20 protein-coding genes are annotated in these 20834 nt (G+C 74.4%); 12 read left to right on the top strand and 8 right to left on the bottom strand.

All coding sequences use genetic code 11. The features are described 5' to 3' along the window. Positions 1–33: 33 nt before the first annotated feature. The gene (gene glgA / locus NP064_RS09315; protein ID WP_227569365.1) at positions 34–1281 is read left to right on the top strand and encodes a glycogen synthase; all 1248 of its coding nucleotides are present in this window, start codon (positions 34–36) and stop codon (positions 1279–1281) included. 10 nt (positions 1282–1291) lie between these two features. Here the strand turns inward: glgA and NP064_RS09310 are convergent, their stop codons facing one another. Next, positions 1292–2080, bottom strand: coding sequence for a hypothetical protein (locus NP064_RS09310; RefSeq protein ID WP_227569364.1), 789 nt, complete (start codon positions 2078–2080; stop codon positions 1292–1294). 64 nt (positions 2081–2144) lie between these two features. Between NP064_RS09310 and NP064_RS09305 the strand changes: the two genes are divergently transcribed. Further along, a complete protein-coding gene (locus tag NP064_RS09305; RefSeq protein ID WP_227569363.1) occupies positions 2145–2927 on the top strand; it encodes an ABC transporter ATP-binding protein in 783 nt (260 codons plus the stop codon). 19 nt (positions 2928–2946) lie between these two features. Here the strand turns inward: NP064_RS09305 and NP064_RS09300 are convergent, their stop codons facing one another. Further along, positions 2947–3144: a hypothetical protein gene (locus NP064_RS09300; protein WP_227569362.1), complete on the bottom strand. Its 198-nt coding sequence runs from the start codon at positions 3142–3144 to the stop codon at positions 2947–2949. Between the two features lie 190 nt (positions 3145–3334). On the opposite strand from NP064_RS09300, the gene NP064_RS09295 reads away from it, so the two are divergent. The 7 genes from NP064_RS09295 (at position 3335) to NP064_RS09265 (ending at position 11212) form a co-directional block, all read left to right on the top strand. After that, positions 3335–4006, top strand: a complete 672-nt coding sequence (locus NP064_RS09295; RefSeq protein WP_227569361.1) for a TetR/AcrR family transcriptional regulator — start codon at positions 3335–3337, stop codon at positions 4004–4006. A 29-nt stretch (positions 4007–4035) separates the two neighbouring features. Beyond that, the gene (locus tag NP064_RS09290; protein WP_227569360.1) at positions 4036–4488 is read left to right on the top strand and encodes an NfeD family protein; all 453 of its coding nucleotides are present in this window, start codon (positions 4036–4038) and stop codon (positions 4486–4488) included. A gap of 54 nt (positions 4489–4542) precedes the next feature. Further along, a complete protein-coding gene (locus NP064_RS09285; protein WP_227569359.1) occupies positions 4543–5787 on the top strand; it encodes an SPFH domain-containing protein in 1245 nt (414 codons plus the stop codon). 104 nt (positions 5788–5891) lie between these two features. Further along, positions 5892–6533, top strand: a complete 642-nt coding sequence (locus NP064_RS09280) for a TetR/AcrR family transcriptional regulator (protein WP_227569358.1) — start codon at positions 5892–5894, stop codon at positions 6531–6533. Next, the gene (locus NP064_RS09275; protein ID WP_227569357.1) at positions 6533–8272 is read left to right on the top strand and encodes an ABC transporter ATP-binding protein; all 1740 of its coding nucleotides are present in this window, start codon (positions 6533–6535) and stop codon (positions 8270–8272) included. The genes NP064_RS09280 and NP064_RS09275 overlap by 1 nt, the downstream gene beginning before the upstream one ends. Next, the gene (locus NP064_RS09270; protein ID WP_431355865.1) at positions 8269–10287 is read left to right on the top strand and encodes an ABC transporter ATP-binding protein; all 2019 of its coding nucleotides are present in this window, start codon (positions 8269–8271) and stop codon (positions 10285–10287) included. Before NP064_RS09275 ends, NP064_RS09270 begins: the two co-directional genes overlap by 4 nt. Before the next feature lie 67 nt (positions 10288–10354). Continuing rightward, on the top strand, positions 10355–11212 hold the full coding sequence (locus tag NP064_RS09265; RefSeq protein ID WP_372456364.1) for a TrmH family RNA methyltransferase: 858 nt from the start codon (positions 10355–10357) through the stop codon (positions 11210–11212). A gap of 174 nt (positions 11213–11386) precedes the next feature. Here the strand turns inward: NP064_RS09265 and map are convergent, their stop codons facing one another. The 6 genes from map to NP064_RS09235 form a co-directional block, all read right to left on the bottom strand. Beyond that, complete coding sequence (gene map, locus NP064_RS09260) at positions 11387–12157, bottom strand: type I methionyl aminopeptidase (protein ID WP_227569355.1); 771 nt, start codon at positions 12155–12157, stop codon at positions 11387–11389. A gap of 13 nt (positions 12158–12170) precedes the next feature. Then, positions 12171–13202, bottom strand: a complete 1032-nt coding sequence (locus tag NP064_RS16655) for a hypothetical protein (protein ID WP_284439664.1) — start codon at positions 13200–13202, stop codon at positions 12171–12173. A 161-nt stretch (positions 13203–13363) separates the two neighbouring features. Continuing rightward, positions 13364–13936, bottom strand: coding sequence for a YbaK/EbsC family protein (locus NP064_RS09250; RefSeq protein WP_227569354.1), 573 nt, complete (start codon positions 13934–13936; stop codon positions 13364–13366). Between the two features lie 53 nt (positions 13937–13989). Continuing rightward, a complete protein-coding gene (locus tag NP064_RS09245) occupies positions 13990–14529 on the bottom strand; it encodes a YbhB/YbcL family Raf kinase inhibitor-like protein (RefSeq protein ID WP_227569353.1) in 540 nt (179 codons plus the stop codon). Between the two features lie 51 nt (positions 14530–14580). Further along, the gene (locus NP064_RS09240) at positions 14581–16326 is read right to left on the bottom strand and encodes a SulP family inorganic anion transporter (protein ID WP_227569352.1); all 1746 of its coding nucleotides are present in this window, start codon (positions 16324–16326) and stop codon (positions 14581–14583) included. Continuing rightward, positions 16323–16682: an ArsR/SmtB family transcription factor gene (locus tag NP064_RS09235; RefSeq protein WP_227569351.1), complete on the bottom strand. Its 360-nt coding sequence runs from the start codon at positions 16680–16682 to the stop codon at positions 16323–16325. Before NP064_RS09235 ends, NP064_RS09240 begins: the two co-directional genes overlap by 4 nt. 164 nt (positions 16683–16846) lie before the next feature. On the opposite strand from NP064_RS09235, the gene NP064_RS09230 reads away from it, so the two are divergent. From NP064_RS09230 to NP064_RS09220, 3 genes are all read left to right on the top strand, one after another. Continuing rightward, complete coding sequence (locus NP064_RS09230; RefSeq protein WP_227569350.1) at positions 16847–17752, top strand: hypothetical protein; 906 nt, start codon at positions 16847–16849, stop codon at positions 17750–17752. A gap of 10 nt (positions 17753–17762) precedes the next feature. Beyond that, complete coding sequence (locus tag NP064_RS09225) at positions 17763–19367, top strand: DNA polymerase Y family protein (RefSeq protein ID WP_227569349.1); 1605 nt, start codon at positions 17763–17765, stop codon at positions 19365–19367. 181 nt (positions 19368–19548) lie between these two features. Then, complete coding sequence (locus tag NP064_RS09220) at positions 19549–20796, top strand: endo-1,4-beta-xylanase (protein ID WP_227569408.1); 1248 nt, start codon at positions 19549–19551, stop codon at positions 20794–20796. The last annotated feature ends 38 nt before the right edge of the window (positions 20797–20834 follow it).

Raw genomic sequence — 20834 nt, 5'->3', positions numbered from 1 at the left:
GGCGGATCCCCTGCCCACGGGGAGGGGATGGACGTGCGGATCGACCTGTTGACCCGGGAGTACCCGCCTCACGTGTACGGCGGGGCGGGCGTGCACGTGGCCGAGCTCGCGGCCGTCCTGCGGCGCAGCATCGACGTGCGGGTCCAGTGCTTCGACGGGGGGCGGGCCGAGCCAGGCGTGGTCGGCCACACGGTCCCGGTCGAGCTGGCGGAGGCGAACCCGGCGCTGGCGACGTTCGGCGTCGACCTCGAGATCGCCGACGCGGTGGGCCGGCCGGGCGACCGGATCGCCGAGCACGACGTGGACGGCCCCGCCGAGCTCGTCCACTCGCACACCTGGTACGCGAACCTCGCCGGGCGGCTGGCCGCCCTCCAGTACGGCATCCCGCACGTCGTGACCGCGCACAGCCTCGAGCCGCTGCGGCCGTGGAAGGCCGAGCAGCTCGGTGGCGGCTACGCGCTGTCGAGCTGGGCCGAGCGCGCCGCGTTCGAGTCCGCCGACGCGGTCATCGCGGTCAGCGCGGGCATGCGGGAGGACATCCTGCGCAGCTATCCGCAGATCGACCCGGCCCGCGTGCACGTGGTGCACAACGGCATCGACCTCGACGGCTGGCAGCGCCCGACCGACGCTGAGGATCTCGCCCGCGCGGACGCGGTGGTCCGCGGGCTGGGGATCGACCCGGATCGCCCCTCGGTGGTCTTCGTCGGGCGCATCACCCGGCAGAAGGGCCTGCCCTACCTGCTGCGCGCCGCCGAGGCGCTGCCGCCCGAGGTCCAGCTCGTGCTGTGCGCCGGCGCGCCCGACACCCCCGAGATCGCGGCCGAGGTCAGCGGGCTCGTGGCGGACCTGCGGGCCAAGCGCGACGGCGTGGTGTGGATCGAGCAGATGCTCCCGCGCCCCGACCTCGTCGCGGTGCTCGCGAGCGGCACGGTGTTCGTGTGCCCCTCGGTGTACGAGCCGCTCGGCATCGTCAACCTGGAGGCCATGGCGGTGGGGCTGCCCGTGGTGGGCACCGCCACCGGGGGCATCCCCGAGGTCGTCGACGACGGCGTGACGGGCGTGCTCGTGCCCATCGACCAGGTGCAGGACGGCACCGGCGCCCCGGTCGACCCCGAGAAGTTCGTGGCCGACCTCGGCGCCGCGCTCGTGCGGGCGGTGGGGGACCCGGAGCGGGCCGCGCAGATGGGCGTGGCCTCGCGGGTCCGCGTCGAGGAGCACTTCTCCTGGGACGCGGTCGCCGAGCGCACCCTGGAGGTGTACCGCTCGGTGCTCCCCGGCTGACGTCCCGCGGTCAGGGACGCGCCGGCTGCTGCTGGGTGGCGGCCGACATCGCCCGACGGGCTGCCCGGTCGACCTCGCGCAGGGCCGTGGACCGCTGGTCCGCCTGCCAGAGGTTCACCGCGCCGCCGTCGTCGGCGGTGGCCAGGTCGACGATGGCCCGCAGCCGGGCTGCGCTGCCCAGCACGCGCACCCGGCGCCCGTCGATGCCGTCGGGCAGCAGCCAGCCCGGGTCGACGCCGGTGCGCAGCGCCGCGATCGCGTCGGCCGCGTCAGGGCGCCACCGTGCGACGTCGAGCGAGGCCAGCGCCTCGGTGGCCTGGGTCAGCGCGATCCGCAGCTCGGTCTCCGACTCGGAGAGCGAGCCCACCTGGCCTGCGAAGGCGGTGCGCCAGTCGGGCACCGGCTGGACGTCCCACGTCACCAGGTGGCCCTGCTCGTACACCGAGCCGAAAGCCTCGACCTCCGGCACGGCCGCCCACGCGCCCTGGTCGGTGTGGACGAGCACGCACTCGCCGCAGTGGGTGGCCGCGCTCGACACGACGCTCGGCACGCCCGAGGGGTCGCCCGGCGCGGGGAGCACCGCGGCGACAGCCCGCGGGCCCGAGGCCCACGCGGCCACCAGCTCGGACAGCGTCGAGCCGAGCTCCACCGCCTCGCCCGAGGCCCGCACCGCATGCGGCTCGTCGTCGCCCTGCACCGCCTCGAGGAGTCGGCGGACGGGCGCCGAGCCCGCTCCCACCTCTTGCAGCCAGAGCGCGAGGACGACCGATCGCGGCAACGCCAGCCCGGAGTGATCCATCGCACCAACCTACGACGCCTCGCGTGCTCCCCGGCCGCAGCGGGCCCGACTAGGGTCTATGCCCATGAGTGACGTGCTCGACCTGCAGGACGTGTCCATCCGGCGTGGCGCCACGACGATCCTTGACGGGGTGTCGTGGACCGTGCGCGACGGCGAGCGGTGGGTGGTGCTGGGGCGCAACGGCGCCGGCAAGACGACGTTGCTGCAGATCGCGGCCGGTCGGATGCACCCCTCCTCGGGCACGGCGGACCTGCTGGGCTCGCGGATGGGGCGGGTCGACGTGTTCGAGCTGCGCCCGCGCATCGGGCTGTCCAGCGCCGCGCTCGCGGACAGGATCCCCGCGGGCGAGCTGGTGCGGGACGTCGTCCTCACCGCCGCCTACGGGGTGACGGGCCGGTGGCGCGAGTCCTACGAGAAGCTCGACGAGGGCCGGGCAACGGACCTGATGGCCGCTTTCGGCGTGGCGCACCTGGCGGACCGCCGGTTCGGAACCCTGAGCGAGGGGGAGCGCAAGCGGGCGCAGATCGCGCGCTCGCTGATGACCGACCCCGAGCTGCTGCTGCTCGACGAGCCTGCCGCGGGCCTCGACCTCGGTGGGCGCGAGGAGCTGGTCGGCGCGCTCGCCGAGCTGGCACGCGACCGCCGCTCCCCGGTGATGGTGCTGGTGACGCACCACGTCGAGGAGATCCCGCCGGGCTTCACGCACCTGATGCTGCTGCGCGACGGCCGGGTGCACGCCGCCGGCCCGATCGAGGAGACGCTCACGCCGGAGAACCTCTCGTCGGCCTTCGGCATCGACCTCGTGGTGGACCGCCACGGCGAGCGCTGGGCTGCGCGCGCCGCCTGACGGCGAGAGAGGCCGTCCGTCAGGCGGCCGCGAAGTCCACGACCGCCTGGACGATCTGCGGCTCGGCGAGCATGCGCTGGTGATCGAGGCCGCGGGTGGTGAGCAGCTCGCCGGACCCCGCGTGGGCGGCGAGCATGCGGTGGGCGTGCGCGGGCACGACGTGGTGGTCGTGCACGACGAGCACGGGGATCTGCGGGTCGCGGAGGCCGCGGTCCACCGCGAGCGAGCGCCACGGGTCGTCTATCGGGTGCAGCGTGCGCTCGAGGCCGCGCCGAGGCGCAGGGCTCGGCGTGCGCTGCGGCGCGGGTCCATAGGGCTCATCGAGGCCTCGTGGCGCGGTGAAAAACCCGCACGGTCGTGCGTTCGGATGATTGCACGCGCGCTGGCCCGGCGGATAGCGTCGCCGCATGGCCGAGAGCGGAGACCGCCCCGACGGACGTATCGAACGGGGCAACCGCACCCGGGCGGCGGTGCTGTCGCGTGCCGTGCAAATCGCGTCGACGGACGGGCTGGCAGAGCTCTCCCTCGGGCGGCTCGCCAGCGAGGTCGGCGTCAGCAAGAGCGGCATCTTCACGCTCTTCGGCTCCAAGCAGTCGCTGCAGCTCGCCACCATCGAGGCCGCACGTGCCGTCTTCGTCGAGCACGTGGTGGGCCCGGCGCGCGAGGCGCCCGACGGGCTCGACCGCCTGCACGCGCTGTGCTCCCTGTGGCTCGACTACTCTCGCGCCCGGGTGTTCGCCGGCGGGTGCTTCTTCTCGGCGGTCACGGCCGAGTTCGACTCGCGCACCGGGCCCGTGCGGGCCGCGGTCGTCGACTCGTACGCCGCCTGGTCTCGGCACGTCCGCTCCATCGCCGCCAGGGCGGTGGACTCCGGGGATATGGTCGAGGGGACAGACGTCGACCAGCTCGAGTTCGAGCTCACCTCGTTGCTCGAGATGGCCAACACGCTGTCGTTGCTGCACGGGGACGACGCTGTGTACGAGCGGGCGCTGGTGGCGGTCGAGGATCGGCTCGGCCGGGCGGCCAGCCAGCCCGAACGGCGCCCGTGGGCCCACCGGGCAGCCGCGCGGCAGCGATAGCCGGGAGACCGGCGAGAGCGGAGGTCGCGATGAACGGCGGATGGCTGTGGTGGGTGGGCGGCGGACTGCTGCTCGGCATCGCCGAGATGATCTCGCTCGACCTGATCTTCCTCATGCTGGCCGGCGGCGCGATCGCCGGCGCGGTCGCGAACGCGCTGGGCGCCTCGATCCCGGTGCAGATCATCGTGGCCGCCGGGGTCGCGGTGGTGCTCCTCTTCGCGCTACGGCCGTGGCTCTTGCGGCATCTGCGGACGCGCACCACGCTGGTAGAGACGAATGCCGCCGCGTTGGTCGGGCGCACCGCGGTGGTGCTCGCGCCGACCACCGACGCGGGCGGCCGGGTCAAGCTGGCGGGCGAGGTCTGGTCGGCGCGGGCCGACCGGGCGGGGGCCGTCTTCCGGCCGGGGGACGAGGTGCTGGTCAGCCGGATCGACGGCGCCACCGCGGTGGTGATCGCGGAGCAGGACGCACCGCGCATGTGAGCGGGGCGCAGCCAGCCGTCTGACGAGCGGGCGGCCTGACGAGGAGGTCGGATCGTGTTCGACGAGAACCTCGACCCCGGGCAGGTGCTGGGGCTGATCGTGCTGGGCCTAGTCGTCATCTTCGTGGTGGTGGCGCTCGCGCGGGCGGTGCGGATCGTGCCGCAAGCCGTCGCGGTGGTGGTCGAGCGGCTCGGGCGGTACTCGCGCACCCTCGACGCCGGGCTGCACCTGCTGATCCCCTTCGTCGATCGCGTGCGAGCCGCCGTCGACCTGCGCGAGCAAGTGGTGTCGTTCCCCCCGCAGCCGGTCATCACCTCCGACAACCTGGTCGTGAGCATCGACACGGTCATCTACTTCCAGGTGACCGACCCCAAGTCCGCGGTCTACGAGATCGCCAACTACATCACCGGCATCGAGCAGCTGACCGTCACCACACTGCGCAACGTGATCGGCTCGATGGACCTCGAGCAGACGCTCACCAGCCGCGACCAGATCAACGGGCAGCTGCGCGGTGTGCTGGACGAGGCCACCGGGCGCTGGGGCATCCGCGTCAACCGGGTCGAGCTCAAGGCGATCGACCCGCCCGCCTCCGTGCAGGGCTCGATGGAGCAGCAGATGCGCGCCGAGCGGGACCGTCGCGCGGCGATCCTGACGGCGGAGGGCGTCAAGCAGAGCCAGATCCTCACCGCCGAGGGCGAGAAGCAGGCGGCGATCCTTCGGGCCGAGGGCTCGGCGCAGGCCGCCATCCTCAACGCCGAGGGCGAGGCCCGCGCGATCCTCCAGGTCTTCGACGCGGTGCACCGCGGGGACGCCGACCCCAAGCTGCTGGCCTACCAGTACCTGCAGACCCTGCCGAAGGTGGCCTCCAGTCCCGCCAACAAGGTGTGGGTGATCCCCTCGGAGCTGACCGGCGCCCTGGGGCAGTTCGTGCAGGGGTTCGCCGGGATGGGCGGGACGCCGCCGTCCGGCGGGGGAGGGCAGCACACTCAGGAGTCCTCCGAGCCGATGGCCTCCGGGCTGCCGTCGGTGGCGCTCAAGGACCCCGCGGAGGCGCTCGCCGAGGCTCGGCGGGACTCGCAGGCGGCCACGGAGGATGCCACGAGCGCGGGCACGCTCAGCGGGCTCCCTTTCGACCCGTCGGCCGAGCTCGGCCAGCGTCCCGTCGTGCCGCGGCGCGAGGAGCCCTCCGTGACGCCGGAGCCGCGTCCCGAGGCGGCGCCGCTCACACCGTCGGAACCACTCGAGGACGTGGACCCGATCGTGCCCCCGGCCGAGCCAGGGGAGGGAGGCGACCGCTAGCCCGGTCGACGACCGGTCTGCCGGCGTCGGGGCAGGGCCGGGGCGATCGGGGCGTCGCGGGAATGTGGTTGTGAGTGAGTTCTCACTCATTTAGCATGGGCGGCATGCCCGTACGCTCCTCCGCCCGCTCCGGCCGCGCGCCCGCGATGGCACCCGACGACCGGCGCGCCGCGATCCTCGAAGCCGTGGGCCCGTTGCTCCGCGAACGGGGCGCCGCTGTGACGACGCGCGAGCTCGCCGCCGCCGCCTGTGTCGCCGAGGGCACGCTGTTCCGGGTCTTCCCCGACAAGGAGACGCTGGTGCGCGCCGCGGTCGCCCACGCGCTCGACCCGGCGGACGTGGTCGCCAAGATCGCCGCGATCCCCGACGACGAGCCCCTCCGGCCCGCCCTGCGCGAGGCGGTGCGCCTGATGCAGGATCGCGCGCGGCAGGTGGTGGACCTGCTCGTGGTGGCCCACCACCTGCCGGGCGGCCCGCACCCCGCCAACGCGCACGCGCACGGGGCGCCGCCCGGCGGCGGGCGCCACCGGCACCCGGCGATGGAGCCGGTCGTCGGGGCCATGGCCAGGCTGCTGTCGGCCCACGCCGGCGAGCTGCGCCGCCCGCCGCAGGAGTGCGCGCACGTCCTGCTCGCGCTCGTCCTCTCCACGCAGCGGACGGGGATGTGGGGCGATGGCGTCAGCCTGAAGGCCGACGACCTCGTCGACATCGCCCTCAACGGGCTCGTGATCCCCGGGGAGGCGTGATGCTCGCGCGGCTGCTCCGGGCCTATCTCCGGCCGTACCGGCGGGCAGTCGTCGCCGCCATCGCGCTCCAGCTCGTCCAGACCATCGCGACGCTGTACCTGCCGAGTCTCAACGCGCACATCATCGACGACGGCATCGCGGCAGGCGACACCGCCTTCATCCTGCGCGAGGGCGGCATCATGCTCGCCGTCAGCCTGCTCCAGGTCGTGTGCGCCATCGCCGCCGTCTACTTCGGCGCCACCGCCGCCATGGCGCTGGGCCGCGACCTGCGCGCCGGGCTGTTCACGCACGTCCAGACGTTCTCGGCCCGGGAGGTCGGCCAGTTCGGGGCGCCCACGCTCATCACCCGCACCACCAACGACGTGCAGCAGATCCAGATGGTGGTGCTGCTGACGTTCACCGTCATGGTGATGGCCCCGATCATGCTGGTGGGCGGCGTGATCATGGCCCTGCAGGAGGACGTGGGGCTCTCGGCCGTGCTGCTGGTCGCCGTGCCCGTGCTCGGCGTGGTGATCGGGTTCGTCGTGGCGCGCATGGTCCCGCAGTTCCGGGTCATGCAGAAGCGCATCGACACCATCAACCGCGTGCTGCGCGAGCAGATCACCGGCATCCGCGTCATCCGGGCGTTCGTCCGCGAGCGGCAGGAGGGCCGCCGGTTCGCGGACGCCAACACCGCGCTGTTCGACACCTCGCTGCGGGTCGGCAAGATCATGGCGCTGATGTTCCCGCTCGTCATGCTGATCATGAACGCGACGAGCGTGGCGGTGCTGTGGTTCGGCGCCGGGCGCATCGACACCGGCCAGATGCAGGTCGGATCGCTCGTCGCCTACCTGAGCTACATCGCCTACATCCTCATGGCCGTGATGATGTCGACGATGATGTTCATCATGGTCCCGCGGGCCGTGGTGTCCGCGGAGCGGGTCGGCGAGGTGCTGGACGCGCGGACGTCCGTCGAGCCGCCCGCACGGCCGGTCCCGCTGGTCCCCGCCGAGCGAGGGCGGTTGCGCCTGCGGGACGTCGAGTTCCGGTACCCCGGCGCCGAGCACCCGGTGCTGCACGGCATCGACCTCGACGCCCGGCCCGGCCAGACCACCGCCGTCATCGGCTCCACGGGGGCCGGGAAGACGACGCTGCTCGGCCTGGTGCCGCGGCTGTTCGACGCCACCGGCGGCTCGGTGACGGTGGGCGGCGTGGACGTGCGCGACCTCGACCCCGAGCAGCTCTGGTCGGCCATCGGGCTGGTGCCGCAGAAGCCGTACCTGTTCACCGGGACGGTTGGCTCGAACGTGCGGTACGGGAAGCCGGACGCCACCGACGAGGAGGTGTGGCACGCCCTCGAGGTGGCGCAGGCCCGCGACTTCGTCGAGGAGATGCCCGGCGGGCTCGACGCCCCCGTGGCGCAGGGCGGCTCGAACGTCTCCGGCGGCCAGCGCCAGCGCCTGGCCATCGCCCGGGCCGTCATCCGCCGCCCCCAGATCTACCTGTTCGACGACTCGTTCTCGGCGCTCGACTTCGCCACCGACGCCGCCCTGCGCGCCGCGCTCGTGCCCGTGACGCGCGACGCCACGGTGCTGATCGTCGCGCAGCGCGTCGCGACCATCCGGCACGCCGACGAGATCGTGGTCATGGAGGGCGGGGCCATCGTGGCGCGCGGCACGCACGAAGGGCTGCTCGAGACCTCGGAGACGTACCGCGAGATCGTCTACTCCCAGATCAGCGAAGAGGAGGCGGCGGCGTGAGCGCGCAGCGACCTGCCCCGGCGGCCGGCGGCGACCAGCCCGACGGCCAGCAGCACGCGAGCGGGCGAGGGCCCGCAGGCCGTCCGCACGGCGGCGGGCACGGCCCCATGGGAGGGCTCGGCATGCCCACCGAGAAGTCCATGGACTTCCGCGGGTCCGGGGCCCGGCTGCTCGGGTACCTGCGCCCCGAGCGGCTGCAGATGACGCTCACCGTGGTGCTCGCGGTCCTCTCCGTGGCGCTCGTCGTCACCGGGCCGAAGATCCTGGGCGAGGCCACGAACATCATCTTCGAGGGCGTGATCGGGCGCCGGCTGCCCCCCGGGGTCAGCAAGGACGAGGCGATCGCCGGCCTGCGGGCCAACGGCGAGGACACGTTCGCCGACCTGCTCTCCGGCACCGACGTGGTCCCCGGGCAGGGCGTCGACTTCGCCCGCCTGCGGGACGTGCTGATGATCGTCCTCGCGATTTACGTGGGGTCCTTCGTGTTCGGCTGGCTGCAAGGGCGGCTGACCGCCGGCATCGTGCAGCGCACCGTGTTCCGGATGCGGGAGTCCGTCGAGGCCAAGCTGCAGCGGCTTCCGCTGTCGTACTTCGACCGGCAGCCACGCGGCGAGGTGCTCAGCCGCGTCACCAACGACATCGACAACATCGCCCAGACCCTGCAGCAGACCCTCTCGCAGGTGATCACCTCGGTGCTCACCGTGATCGGCGTGCTGGCGATGATGTTCTGGATCTCCCCGCTGCTGGCCCTGGTGGCGCTCGTGACCGTCCCGCTGTCCGTGGTGGTGACCGCCGCGATCGCCAAGCGCTCGCAGCCGCAGTTCGTGGCGCAGTGGCAGCGCACCGGCACGCTCAACGCGCACATCGAGGAGATGTACACCGGGCACGCGCTCGTCAAGGTGTTCGGCCACCAGCGCGAGGCGATCTCGACCTTCCAGGAGGAGAACGGCCACCTGTACGAGGCGTCGTTCCGCGCCCAGTTCATCTCGGGGATCATCCAGCCCGCGCTGGGCTTCCTGTCCAACCTCAACTACGTGATCATCGCCGTGATCGGCGGGCTGCGCGTCGCCTCGGGGACGATGACGCTCGGTGACGTGCAGGCGTTCATCCAGTACTCGCGGCAGTTCACCCAGCCGCTCACGCAGATCGCCTCGATGATGAACCTGCTGCAGTCCGGCGTGGCCTCCGGGGAGCGGGTCTTCGACCTGCTCGACGCCGAGGAGCAGAGCCCCGACCCCGACCCCGCCACGCAGGTGCCCACCCCGGTGCTTGGCCGCGTCGCCTTCGAGGACGTGTCCTTCAGCTACGACCCGGAGAACCCGCTCATCGAGCACCTGTCCTTCGTGGCCGAGCCCGGGCAGACCGTCGCGATCGTCGGCCCCACCGGCGCGGGCAAGACCACGCTGGTGAACCTGCTGATGCGGTTCTACGAGGTCGACTCAGGGCGCATCACCCTCGACGGCGTCGACACCGCGACGATGACGCGGGACGACCTGCGCTCGCAGATCGGCATGGTGCTGCAGGACACGTGGCTGATCAGCGGCTCCATCGAGGAGAACATCGCCTACGCCGCCGACGAGATCACCCGCGAGCACCTCGTCGAGGCCGCGCGCGCCACGCACGTCGACCACTTCGTGCGGACCCTCGCCGAGGGTTACGACACGGTGATCGACGACGAGGGCGCGAACGTCAGCGCGGGGGAGAAGCAGCTGCTCACCATCGCGCGGGCGTTCGTCGCGGACCCCGCGATCCTGGTGCTCGACGAGGCCACGTCCTCGGTGGACACCCGCACCGAGGTGCTGGTGCAGCAGGCGATGAACGCGCTGCGCGCCGGGCGCACGTCCTTCGTCATCGCGCACCGGCTGTCCACGATCCGCGACGCGGACGTCATCCTCGTCATGGAGCACGGCGCGATCGTCGAGCAGGGCACGCACGAGGACCTGCTCGCGGCCGAGGGCGCCTACGCGCGGCTGTACGCGTCGCAGTTCGCGGACGCCGCCACGGCGCTTGACTGAGACGCTCGACGGGAGACGACGCCCCCGGGCGGACGGTGGTCCGGGCCGGGGCGTCAGGCGCGGGATGATGGAGCACGTGCCAGCGCCCGAGATCATCCCCCTCGCCGACCCCGCCGACGAGCGCCTCGCCGACTACGTCTCCCTGACCGACGTCGCGCTGCGCTCCAAGCACGAGCCCGCCAAGGGCCTGTACATCGCGGAGAGCTCCACGGTGCTGCGCCGCGCGATCGACGCCGGTCACCGGCCCCGGTCCGTGCTGGTCTCCCCGCGCTGGCTGCCGGACCTGGAGGAGATGCTCGCGGGCCTGCCCGAGGACGGCACGCGCGTGCCCGTGTACGTCGCCGAGCCGGACGTGCTCGAGGCCATCACCGGGTTCCACGTGCACCGCGGTGCGCTTGCGGCGATGCACCGGCCGGTGCTGCCGTCCGTGGAGGACGTGCTGCGCGGGGCGCGCGACGGCAGCGGGGCGCGCCGGGTGGCCGTGCTCGAGGACATCGTCGACCACACGAACGTGGGCGCGGCGTTCCGCTCGGCCGCGGCGCTGGGCGTCGACGCTGTGCTGGTCACCCCGCGCTGCGCCGACCCGCTGTACCGGCGCTCGGTGCGGGTGTCGATGGGCACGGTGTTCCAGGTGCCGTGGACCCGCATCGACGAGTGGCCCGCCGGAATGGCGACGCTGCGCGACGCGGGGTTCGTCACCGCGGCCCTCGCGCTCTCCGACGACTCGATCAGCCTCGACGCGCTCGAGCGTGACCTCCCGGAGCGGCTCGCGCTGATCCTCGGGGCCGAGGGGCACGGCCTGAAGCCGACGACCGTCGCGGCGGCCGACCTGACCGTGCGCATCCCGATGGCCGGGGGAGTCGACTCGCTCAACGTCGCCGCCGCGGCGGCGGTCGCCTTCTGGGCCACCCGCGCCACGTCCTGACTCATCGCGTCGGGGGGACGCGAGTCGGGGATCGACGGCAACACGCCGCTGGCAGCGGCCGACCCCCGCAGTGTCGCCGGCGCCTGCCTGCGGGGCCGCTCGACGCCACCGCGTGACAGGCGCCCGCAGGGCGTGATCGCTGCCAGGGCCCGGAGAGCGCCACCACGCTGGCGCCTACGCGGGCAGGGTGAGGATCTCGGCGCCGTCGTCGGTGATGGCGATGGTGTGCTCGCTGTGGGCGGTGCGGCAGCCTGTGGCGCTGCGGAGGGTCCACCCGTCGGGGTCGGTGACGAGCTCGTCGGTGTCGGCCATGACCCAGGGCTCGAGGGCGAGCAGCAGCCCGGGGCGCAGGGTGTACCCGCGGCCGGGCCGCCCGGCGTTGGTGACGTGCGGGTCCTGGTGCATGGTCGATCCGATGCCGTGCCCGCCGAACTCGGTGTTGATGGGGTACCCGGCCTCGCTGAGCACCGTGCCGATGGCGTGGGAGATGTCGCCGATGCGGGCGCCTGGGCGGGCGGCGGCGATCCCGGCGGCCAGCGCCCGCTCGGTGGCGTGGATCATCTCGACGCTCTCCGAGGGCTGCGACGCGCCCACGACGAGGCTGATCGCCGAGTCGGCGGCGATCCCGTCGAGGGACACGGCAAGGTCGAGGCTCAGCAGGTCGCCGTCGGCGAGCGTGTAGTCGTGCGGCAGGCCGTGCAGCACGGCGTCGTTGACGGACGTGCAGATGTAGTGGCCGAAGGGCCCGCGCCCGAAGGAGGGCTCGTAGTCGACGTAGCAGGATTGCGCGCCAGCGTCGAGGATCATGCGCTGGGCCCAGCGGTCGATGTCGAGCAGGTTGGCGCCGACTGTGGCGCGGCTCCTGAGGGCCTGCAGGATGCCGCCGACGAGGGCGCCCGTCCGCTTCGCTCGGGCCAGCTCGTCGGGGCCCAGGATCTCGATCATGACTCGCCCTCTCCTATGGCCTCCGGTCGGCGCCGGTGAGCGCGCGGACGAGAGGGCCGGCGACGTCCGGGTCGGCCAGGTAGTCCTCGACCGAGTGCGGGGACGACGGGTTGTCGGTCCGCTCGTCGCGGATGGCCGCGTCACCGCCGGTGAACAGGGGCGCCAGCGGGTGCACCAGGGCGACGACGTCGCGGACGTCGTACGCGTTGACCCACGCGGGCGCCATCGGCTCCCACGGGTGGATCACCCCGGGCACCGGGCGCCGCTCAGACCCCTCGCCGGGGCCGGCCAGTCGACGACGCACGACGCGCAGGCCCAGCGGCGAGCCCGTGGTGGCGAACAGGCGGACGGCCAGGCCCGCGGGGAGGCTGTGGCAGACGTCGTACGCCACGACGCTGCCCAGGCTGTGGCCGACCACGACCAGGTCGGTGTGGCCGTCGCGCACCGCGGCCTCGACCGACCGCAGCACCACCCCCTGCACCAGGGTGCGGATCCCGGCGTCGGCCAGGTAGTACGCCACCTCCCGGTAGAACTGCTCGATCACCCACTCCGCGAGCGTCGTCTTCGAGGCCAGGAACTGCAGCGCCGAGCGGGCCACCTGCAGCCGCAGGAAGTCGGACCACTCGACCTCGGGGTGGACGAGCTGCTCCGTGCGGCGGACCTCCTCCATCTCGGCCACGGCGGCGATGCCGTCGGCGCCCGTCCGCGGGAGCCGCTCCTCCGCGCGGTACCCGGCGCCCTCGGCGGCGTCGATCAGCATGTGCTGGCTCAGCACGGTGACGTCCTCGCCGCCCGCCAGGTCGGGCGGCGGGCCGCCCGCGGCGTCCAGCTCGGCGACCCGCGCCGCGAGGTCGTTGCCGTAGAAGGGGAAGTAGGCCGAGTCGATCGGCGGGAGGCCCTCGCCCGCCAGGACGGAGCCCTTCGCCAGCCCGCCCAGCCAGCGGCGGGTCAAGGCGTCGACGTGGCGCTCGACGTCCTCCGGGGCGCGGCCCATGCCGCGGGGCATCTGCTGGCCGCGACCGTGGACCAGGAGCAGGGCGGTCATGAGGCGCCTCCCACCGTCGTCGATGCGCTCGACGCGTCGCGCCGTCGCCCTTGCATCGTGGCACGGCTGCCGCGCGGCGGCGCTGCGACGCGGAACCCGGCTGGGGTGCGAGAGAGATGCAAGCGAGATGCGAGCTGCCCGCGAGGGGTCCAGCCCAGGGCTCAGGCCAGCGCGAGGCCGTCCACGAGCTCCGCGCCGGGCGCCGCGGCGAGTAGGGCGCCGGGCAGCGCCAGCTTCGAGCGACGCAGGCCGCTGCCGATGATCACCAGGTCGCCGGCCGGGTCCGGGGCCGCGACTCGGGCGTCGACGAGCACGCGGTACCCGTCGGGCAGGCCCAGCGGGGTGATGCCCCCGTACTCCATGCCGGACTCCTCCGTGGCCCGGTCCATCGGCAGGAAGGACGCCTTGCGGACGTCCAGCAGCCGCTTGACGGCGTTGTTCACGTCGGCGCGCGTCGTGGCGCGGACCACCGCCGCGGCGACCCGCTCCTCGCCCGCGCGGCGGCCCGCGACGAGCACGCAGTTGGCCGACGCCGACAGGGGCAGGCTGTACGCCTCCGTCATCGCGGCGGTGTCCGCCAGGCCTGGGTCGATCTCCGCCACCACCACCGCGTCCGCGACTTCGGGCGTGACGGCAGCCCAGCCGCCGAGCACCGCGAACGTGCTCTCGGCCAGGAGCTCAGGGTGGTCCAGGGCGCGCAGCCAGGTCAGGGTCCCGAGGGTCACGGCAGTCATGGCGAGAGGCTAGCGAACCCGCCGCGCGAGGGCAGGGCGGCCCGGGGCGCCGGTCAGCGCTGCGCGGTGCCCATCAGCACGCCGCGGGCCAGCGTGTGCCGCACGCCCTCGATCGACACGGCGCCCGGCATGGCGCCCACGGTCACGCCGAGCCGCTCCACGTCCAGCGCGTGCACCGCGATGTAGTACCGGTGCGGGCGGTCGCCGTGCGGTGGCGCGGCGCCCTCGTAGCCCGCCAGGCCGTGGTCGCCGCGCACGTGGAAGGACCCCGACGGCACACGGGTCCCGTCGGGCGCCCCGGCGCCGCGCGCCAGCGACGTGGTGGTGACGGGCACGTCCACCAGCACCCAGTGCCAGAACCCGGAGACGCCCGGGGCGTCAGGATCGAAGACGTTGACCAGGAACGAGCGCGTCGCCGCCGGGAAGCCGGACCAGCTCAGCTGCGGGGAGGCGTCGCCCCCGGGAGGGGCCTGCACGGCGTCCGGCAAGGGCTCCCCGTGGCGCACGTCCTCGCTCACCAGCTCGAACGACGCGACGTGCGGCAGCATCGCGTAGGGCTCCGGCGCGAGCGGGCGGGTCAGTGAGACGGGCATCGAGACCTCCGCGGTGTCGAGGTCGGCCCGGCTCGCCAGCCGACCCCTCCATCATGCGGGGGCGGCCCGCCCGGCGCTCGCGGGCGGCCGGCCGGCCTCGCCGCGCCGCACGTGCGAGCGGGCGTGCTCGATCGCCTCGCCCAGGTCGGTGAACAGGTGGGCCTGGTGCTGCAGCTCGGCGAGCACCCCCACCGAGTCGACGACCCGCCGGTGCTCGGGCCGCAACCCCTTGAGCAGCACGACGATCCCACGGCGTTGCAGGTCGGCGACCACCTCGGCCAGGGCGTTCGCCCCGCTGATGTCCAGGACGCGGATCGCCGAGAGGCGCAGCACCACCACGCGCACATCGGCCACCAGGGCCAGCTCGTCGAGGAAGCGGCGCACGTCGGCGAAGAACAGGGAGCCGTCGATCCGGTAGAGCGCGATGTGCTCGTGCAGCAGCGCGTGCTCGGCCGCCGCGCCCACGGACTCGGTGTCCGGGGTGGGGATCGCCTCGCGGTGCAGGCCGCTGGTCCGGGCCACCGCGCGCAGCGCCAGCACGGCGGCGACGGCGATCCCGATCTCGACGGCCATCACCAGGTCGAAGACGATCGTCGCGCCGAGGGTGAGCAGGAAGACCAGGGCGCCCGATCGGCCCGACCGGCAGATCGAGCGGGCCGTGGGCAGGTCGACCATGCGGGCGGCGGTGACCAGCAGGACGCCGGCGAGCGCGGACAGCGGGATCCGCGCGACCCAGGGCGCCGCGGCGTAGACGATGACGGCGAGCACCCCGGCGTGCAACAGCGCGGACGTGCGGGTGCGGGCGCCGGCGCGCACGTTGACCGCGGTGCGGGCGATGGCGCCGGTGGCCGGCATGCCGCCGAACAGGCCGGAGGCGACGTTCGCGAGGCCCTGGCCCACGAGCTCGCGGTTGGGCTGGGTGCGGGGGATGTCGTCGGCCATCCCATCGGCGACCCGTGCCGAGAGCAGGGACTCGAGCGCCGCGAGCGCGGCGACGGCCAGGGCCGCCGAGAACAGCGCGCTGGTGGTCTCGACGCTCACCATCGGCACGGTCGGCGCGGGAAGGGAGGACGGGAGCGCGCCGATGCGGTCCACGCCCAGTCCGGCGAGCTCGACCAGCAGGGTGGCCACGACCACCGCCACCAGCGAGGCGGGCAGGGTGCGGTTGACGCGGGGCAGCAGCGTCATGATCGCGATCACGAGGGCGACGATGCCGAGCGCGGGCAGCGCTGCCGGCCAGTCGGCCTGCCCGAGGGTGCGGATCGCCACGAGGGCGGCGTTCTCGCCGTCGGCCTTCGGGGTGTCCAGGGCGAGCGGGACCTGCTGCAGGGCGATGACGACGCCGATGCCCAGGGTGAACCCCTCGACCACGGGCCAGGGGATGTAGGCGACGAGCCTGCCGAGGCCGATCAGGCCGCCGACGATCACCAGGCCGCCCGCCATGATCGAGACCACCGCGACGGACTCGGGCCCGTAGCGGGCCACGATCGGGATGAGCACGACCGTCATCGCGCCGGTGGGCCCGGAGACCTGCAAGTGCGACCCGCCGAAGACGGCGGCGACGGCGCCGGCGACCACGGCGGTGACCAGCCCTGCCGTGGCGCCGAGGCCGGAGGAGACGCCGAAGCCGAGGGCGAGGGGCAGCGCGACGATGGCGACGGTGAGGCCGGCGATGGCGTCAGCCCGCCAGGAGCCGCGCAGCCCGGCGTAGTCGGAGCGGCGGGGGAGCACGCGGCGGGCGAGGAGGGCTCCGGTGGCGCGCCAGTCGACGCGTCGCAGGAGGTCGGCGGCGCTCATGGGCGCTGCTCGTCCCGCTCGAGGTCGGCGAGCGCGGTGCGGGCCCCGGCCAGGGTGTCGAGGAGGACGGTGCGGGCGGCGGCGAGCATCTGGGCCACGGCGGGGTGCGCCAGCGTGTAGTGCACGGCGTTGCCATCCCTGCGGGCGGTGACGACGCCGGCGCGGCGCAGGACGGCGAGGTGCTGGGACAGGTGCGAGGCCTCGATGCCGATCTCCGCGAGAAGCTCGCTGACCGCGCGGGGGCGCTCGGCGAGGAGCTCGAGGGTGCGGATCCGCACGGGGTGGGCGAGGGCCTTGAACAGCTCGGCCTTGAACTCGTGGACCGGCCGGTCGGCGCCTGGCGGGGGAAGGGACACGACTCTCCGATCAGGGCTTGCGCACGGGTTGATGGATTCATCAACCCGTGGAATGAGGGTACGCCTGGGCACGGCCCTCGATTGACACCGGCGCCGATGTCGGCGTGTACTGGCACCATCGAACATGTGTTCGATGAAGGGTGGGGTGAGGCATGGAGGCGGCTGTGCTGAGCCGTGAGGAGCGCGCGGCCCGGGCGCGGGCCGCGCTGGCCCACGCCGAGCAGCGGACCGGCGCGCGCCCCCTCGTGCTCCCCGGCGGGACGGTCGTCCCGCGGCCGCCGGGGTCCAGCGCGCCAGGGCTCGGCGCGTCCGGGCCCAGCGCGTCGGGGCCCGGCGCCGCGACCGAGCCGGCGCAGCCCGTCCCGGCCGCCGCGCCCGACGCCTCCGAGGCGCGGGGCGGCGAGGCGCGCAACGCCTCGCTGCTGCTGAGCGAGCGTCCCTCGCTGCCCGTCCCCGACGAGCTGGCCGCACTGCTCCCCGACGGGTTGCGCCGGGGCGGCATCACAGCCGTGACGGGCTCCACCTCGCTGCTGCTGGCCTTGCTCGCCCACGCGTGCGCCGAGGGCGCCTGGGCCGCCGTCGTGGGCCAGCCCAGCATGGGGCTGCTCGCCGCGGCGCAGGCCGGGGTCGCCCTCGAGCGGCTCGCCCTGGTGCCCCGTCCCGGCCCGGACGCCCCGAGCGTGGTCGCGGCGCTGGTCGACGGGCTCGACGTCGTCCTGGTCGGCCCCGGCGCGGCCCTCGCCGACGGCGACCGCCGACGGCTGGGCGCCCGCGCCCGTGACCGGGGGGCCGTGCTGCTCTCCAGCACGGCGTGGCCGGGGGCGAACGTCGTGCTGACCGCTGCCAGCCAGCGGTGGAGCGGCGCCGAGGACGGCGCCGGGCGGCTGCGCGCGCACGAGCTGCGCGTGACCCGCAGCGGGCGCGGCGGGGCCGGCGTGCCGCAGAGCCTCACCCTCACGCTCCCGCTCGGCAGGCCGGCGGGCGGGACGCCTCCCGCCCCCGGCGCAGGCAAGAGGCAGGCCGCGCCCACGCAGAAGGCGGCGTCCGCGCCGTTGCGGCTGGTGGGATGAGGCCGGGCGGATGAGCACGCGCACCACCGTCGTCTGGGTGCCCGACTGGCCGGTCGTGGCCGCGGTGCGCGGCGACCAGGTCGAGCCCCACCTGCCCGCCGCCGTCCACGACGGGCGGCGGCTCGTGGCCGTCTCGGCCCTCGCGCGCGCCCAGGGGGTGCGGCGGGGGATGCGCCGCCGGCAGGCGCAGGGCTGCTGCCCCGAGCTCGTGCTGCTCGCCGCGGACGAGGGGCGCGACGTGCGGCTCTTCGAGCCGGTGGCCGCCGCCGTCGAGACGGTGGTCGCCGGCATCGAGGTGGCCCGCGCAGGGCTGCTGCTGTTGCCGGCCGGGGGAGCCAGCCGCTACCACGGCTCGGAGGAGGCGCTCGCGGAGCGGATCGTGACGGCCGTCGCCCAGCGCACCGGCCACGAGGCCCACGTCGGGACGGCCGACGGGCTGCTCGCCGCGATCCTGGCCGCCCGGGAGGACGCGACCGTGCCCCCCGGCGGGTCGCGCGCCTACCTCGCCCCGCGGGGCATGAGCGAGCTGGCCCACGCCGCCGTCCAGGACGGCCTCGACCGGCAGGTCGGCGCTCTGGTGGACCTGCTCGGCAGGCTGGGGCTGCGGGTCCTCGGAGACCTGGCCCGGCTGCCCGACGGCGACGTGCAGGCCAGGTTCGGCGCCCTGGGGGCCTGGGCGCAGCTGCTCGCCCGTGGCCACGACGCCCGACCGCCGGCGCGCCGCCGCCCGGAGACCGACCTCGAGGTGGCCTGCGAGCTGGACCCGCCGGCCCACCGGGTCGACACCGCCACCTTCATGGGCAGGCGGCTCGCCGAGGAGCTCCACGCGCTGCTCATGGAGCACTCGGTCACCTGCGGGCGGCTCCAGGTGGCCGCCCGCACCGACGAGGGCGAGGACCTGGTCCGGGTGTGGCGCACCGACACGGGCGGGCTCGGCGGCCTCACCGCGGCCCGCATCACCGACCGGATCCGCTGGCAGCTCGAGGGCTGGCTCACCGCCGGCGCCCTGACCCGGGCGCCCGACGACCCCGAGGACTCCCACCCGGTGGCCCTGGTGCGCCTGGCGCTCACCGCGCAGGACGTCGCCCCGGCGGGCGCCGAGCAGGGCCGGCTGTGGGGCGGGGCCTCGGGCGGCGACCTGCGCGCGCACCGGGCGCTCGAACGGGTGCAAGGGCTCATCGGCGGCGACGGGGTGCTGACCGTCGCGCTGCAGGGCGGACGTGACGTGCGCGACCAGGTGGCCCTGCGGCCGTGGGGCGACCAGACGGCGGCGCCGCGCCCTGCCGACCGGCCCTGGCCCGGCCGCCTCCCCGAGCCGGCTCCCGCCACCGTGCTGGTCGAGCCCGAGCCGGTCGAGGTGCGGACCTCCGCGGGGGCCCCGGTGCGCCTCGACGAGCGGTTCGCCATGAGCGGCGCCCCCGCGACGGTCCGGGGATCCTGGGCGGGCGCGGCCGAGCGCTCCGTCGTGGGATGGGCTGGCCCGTGGCCCCTGGTCGAGCGGTGGTGGGCTCCCGGAGCCCGGCGTCGTGCGCACCTGCAGGTCAGCCTCGACGACGGCAGCGCGCTGCTGCTCTCCTGGCAGGAGGGCTGGATGTGCGAGGGCGCCTACGACTGAGCCGCGACCGGGCGTGGCGGTCGCCGCGACGACGCCCGACGCCTGACAGGGTGGGCGTTCGAGACGTGACGAGGAGGTCATCACCGTGCCCCAGCAGACCGACCTGGGAACCGCCCCCCGCGAGCAGGCCAGCCCTGCCCTGCGGCCCGCCCCCGGGCAGAGCCCACGGCCGGACCCGACGATGGCGCACCGGATCGCCGACGCCACGGTGACGGTGCGCGACGCCGAGGGCGCCCCGCTGGCGGACGCGCCCGTGGTGGTGGCCCAGACCGCGCACCGCTTCCTGTTCGGGTGCATCGGGTTCGACCTGATCGACCTCGCCAACCGCGAGGGCGGCGCCGCGCAGGACGACCAGCGACCGGCTGAGGAGCTGCTGGCTGAGGAGCGGCTGGCGGACCAGTGGCTCGGGCTGTTCAACGCCGTCACGCTGCCGTTCTACTGGGGGCACTTCGAGCCCGAGCGCGGCCGACCCGACACCGCCCGGATGCTGCGCGCGGCCCGCTGGTTCGCCGATCGTGGCTGCGTCGTCAAGGGCCATCCGCTGGCCTGGCACTCCGAGTGCGCCGACTGGCTGCTCGACCTGCCCACCGACGAGGTCGCCGACGTGCTGGACGCGCGGATCCGCCGCGACGTCGCCGACTTCGCCGGCGTGATCGACACCTGGGACGCGATCAACGAGGTCGTCATCATGCCGGTGTTCGACAAGGTCCCGAACGCGATGACGCCGCTGTGCCGCGAGCGCGGGCGCATCCCCACCGTCCGCCTCGCGTTCGACGCCGCCCGCCAGGCGAACCCGGCGGCGACCCTGCTGCTCAACGACTTCGACATGTCCACCGCCTTCGAGTGCCTCATCGAGGGGTGCCTCGAGGCGGGGATCCAGATCGACGCCATCGGGCTGCAGAGCCACATGCACCAGGGCGCCTGGGGCGAGGAGCGCACCCTGGAGGTGCTCGACCGGTTCGGGCGCTACGGGCTGCCGCTGCACCTGACGGAGACGACGATCCTGTCGGGCGACCTGATGCCCGCCCACCTCGACGACCTCAACGACCACCAGGTCGACCACTGGCCGTCCACCCCGGAGGGCGAGGAGCGGCAGGCCCAGGAGGTCGCGTCCCACTACCGGACGCTGCTGTCGCACCCCTCGGTCGAGTCCGCCACCTACTGGGGGCTGAGCGACGCCGGGATGTGGCTCGGGGCGCCCGGCGGGCTGGTGCGCGCGGACGGCACGCCCAAGCCGGCCTACGACGCGCTGCACGGGTTGGTGAAGGGAGAGTGGTGGCATGAGCCGCGCACGTTGCGGACCGACGCGCATGGGCGGGTGGCGGTGCGGGGGTTCCTGGGCGAGTACAGCATCACCGCAGGCCACGGCAGTGCCGCGCTGACCCTCGACCGGGCGGGCGCGGTCGACGCGGAGGTCCGGCTGGGCTGACGCGGCCGACGGGGCGCGTGCCCGCTCGACGGCTGGAG

The sequence above is a fragment of the Cellulomonas chengniuliangii genome (genome assembly GCF_024508335.1).
GTDB lineage: Bacteria > Actinomycetota > Actinomycetes > Actinomycetales > Cellulomonadaceae > Cellulomonas_A > Cellulomonas_A chengniuliangii.
The sequence above is the reverse complement of the archived record's forward strand: the minus strand, read 5'-3'. Positions and strand labels throughout refer to the sequence as shown.

Coding starts and splice junctions, on each gene's coding strand:
- NP064_RS09275 (WP_227569357.1), top strand. CDS start 6,533: ATGCTCGCGCGGCTGCTCCGGGCCTATCTCCGGCCGTACCGGCGGGCA.
- NP064_RS09250 (WP_227569354.1), bottom strand. CDS start 13,936: ATGACTGCCGTGACCCTCGGGACCCTGACCTGGCTGCGCGCCCTGGAC.
- NP064_RS09310 (WP_227569364.1), bottom strand. CDS start 2,080: ATGGATCACTCCGGGCTGGCGTTGCCGCGATCGGTCGTCCTCGCGCTC.
- NP064_RS09240 (WP_227569352.1), bottom strand. CDS start 16,326: ATGAGCGCCGCCGACCTCCTGCGACGCGTCGACTGGCGCGCCACCGGA.
- NP064_RS09220 (WP_227569408.1), top strand. CDS start 19,549: ATGGCGCACCGGATCGCCGACGCCACGGTGACGGTGCGCGACGCCGAG.
- NP064_RS09245 (WP_227569353.1), bottom strand. CDS start 14,529: ATGCCCGTCTCACTGACCCGCCCGCTCGCGCCGGAGCCCTACGCGATG.
- NP064_RS09280 (WP_227569358.1), top strand. CDS start 5,892: ATGCCCGTACGCTCCTCCGCCCGCTCCGGCCGCGCGCCCGCGATGGCA.
- map (WP_227569355.1), bottom strand. CDS start 12,157: ATGATCGAGATCCTGGGCCCCGACGAGCTGGCCCGAGCGAAGCGGACG.
- NP064_RS09225 (WP_227569349.1), top strand. CDS start 17,763: ATGAGCACGCGCACCACCGTCGTCTGGGTGCCCGACTGGCCGGTCGTG.
- NP064_RS09305 (WP_227569363.1), top strand. CDS start 2,145: ATGAGTGACGTGCTCGACCTGCAGGACGTGTCCATCCGGCGTGGCGCC.
- NP064_RS09265 (WP_372456364.1), top strand. CDS start 10,355: ATGGAGCACGTGCCAGCGCCCGAGATCATCCCCCTCGCCGACCCCGCC.
- NP064_RS09290 (WP_227569360.1), top strand. CDS start 4,036: ATGAACGGCGGATGGCTGTGGTGGGTGGGCGGCGGACTGCTGCTCGGC.
- NP064_RS16655 (WP_284439664.1), bottom strand. CDS start 13,202: ATGACCGCCCTGCTCCTGGTCCACGGTCGCGGCCAGCAGATGCCCCGC.
- NP064_RS09295 (WP_227569361.1), top strand. CDS start 3,335: ATGGCCGAGAGCGGAGACCGCCCCGACGGACGTATCGAACGGGGCAAC.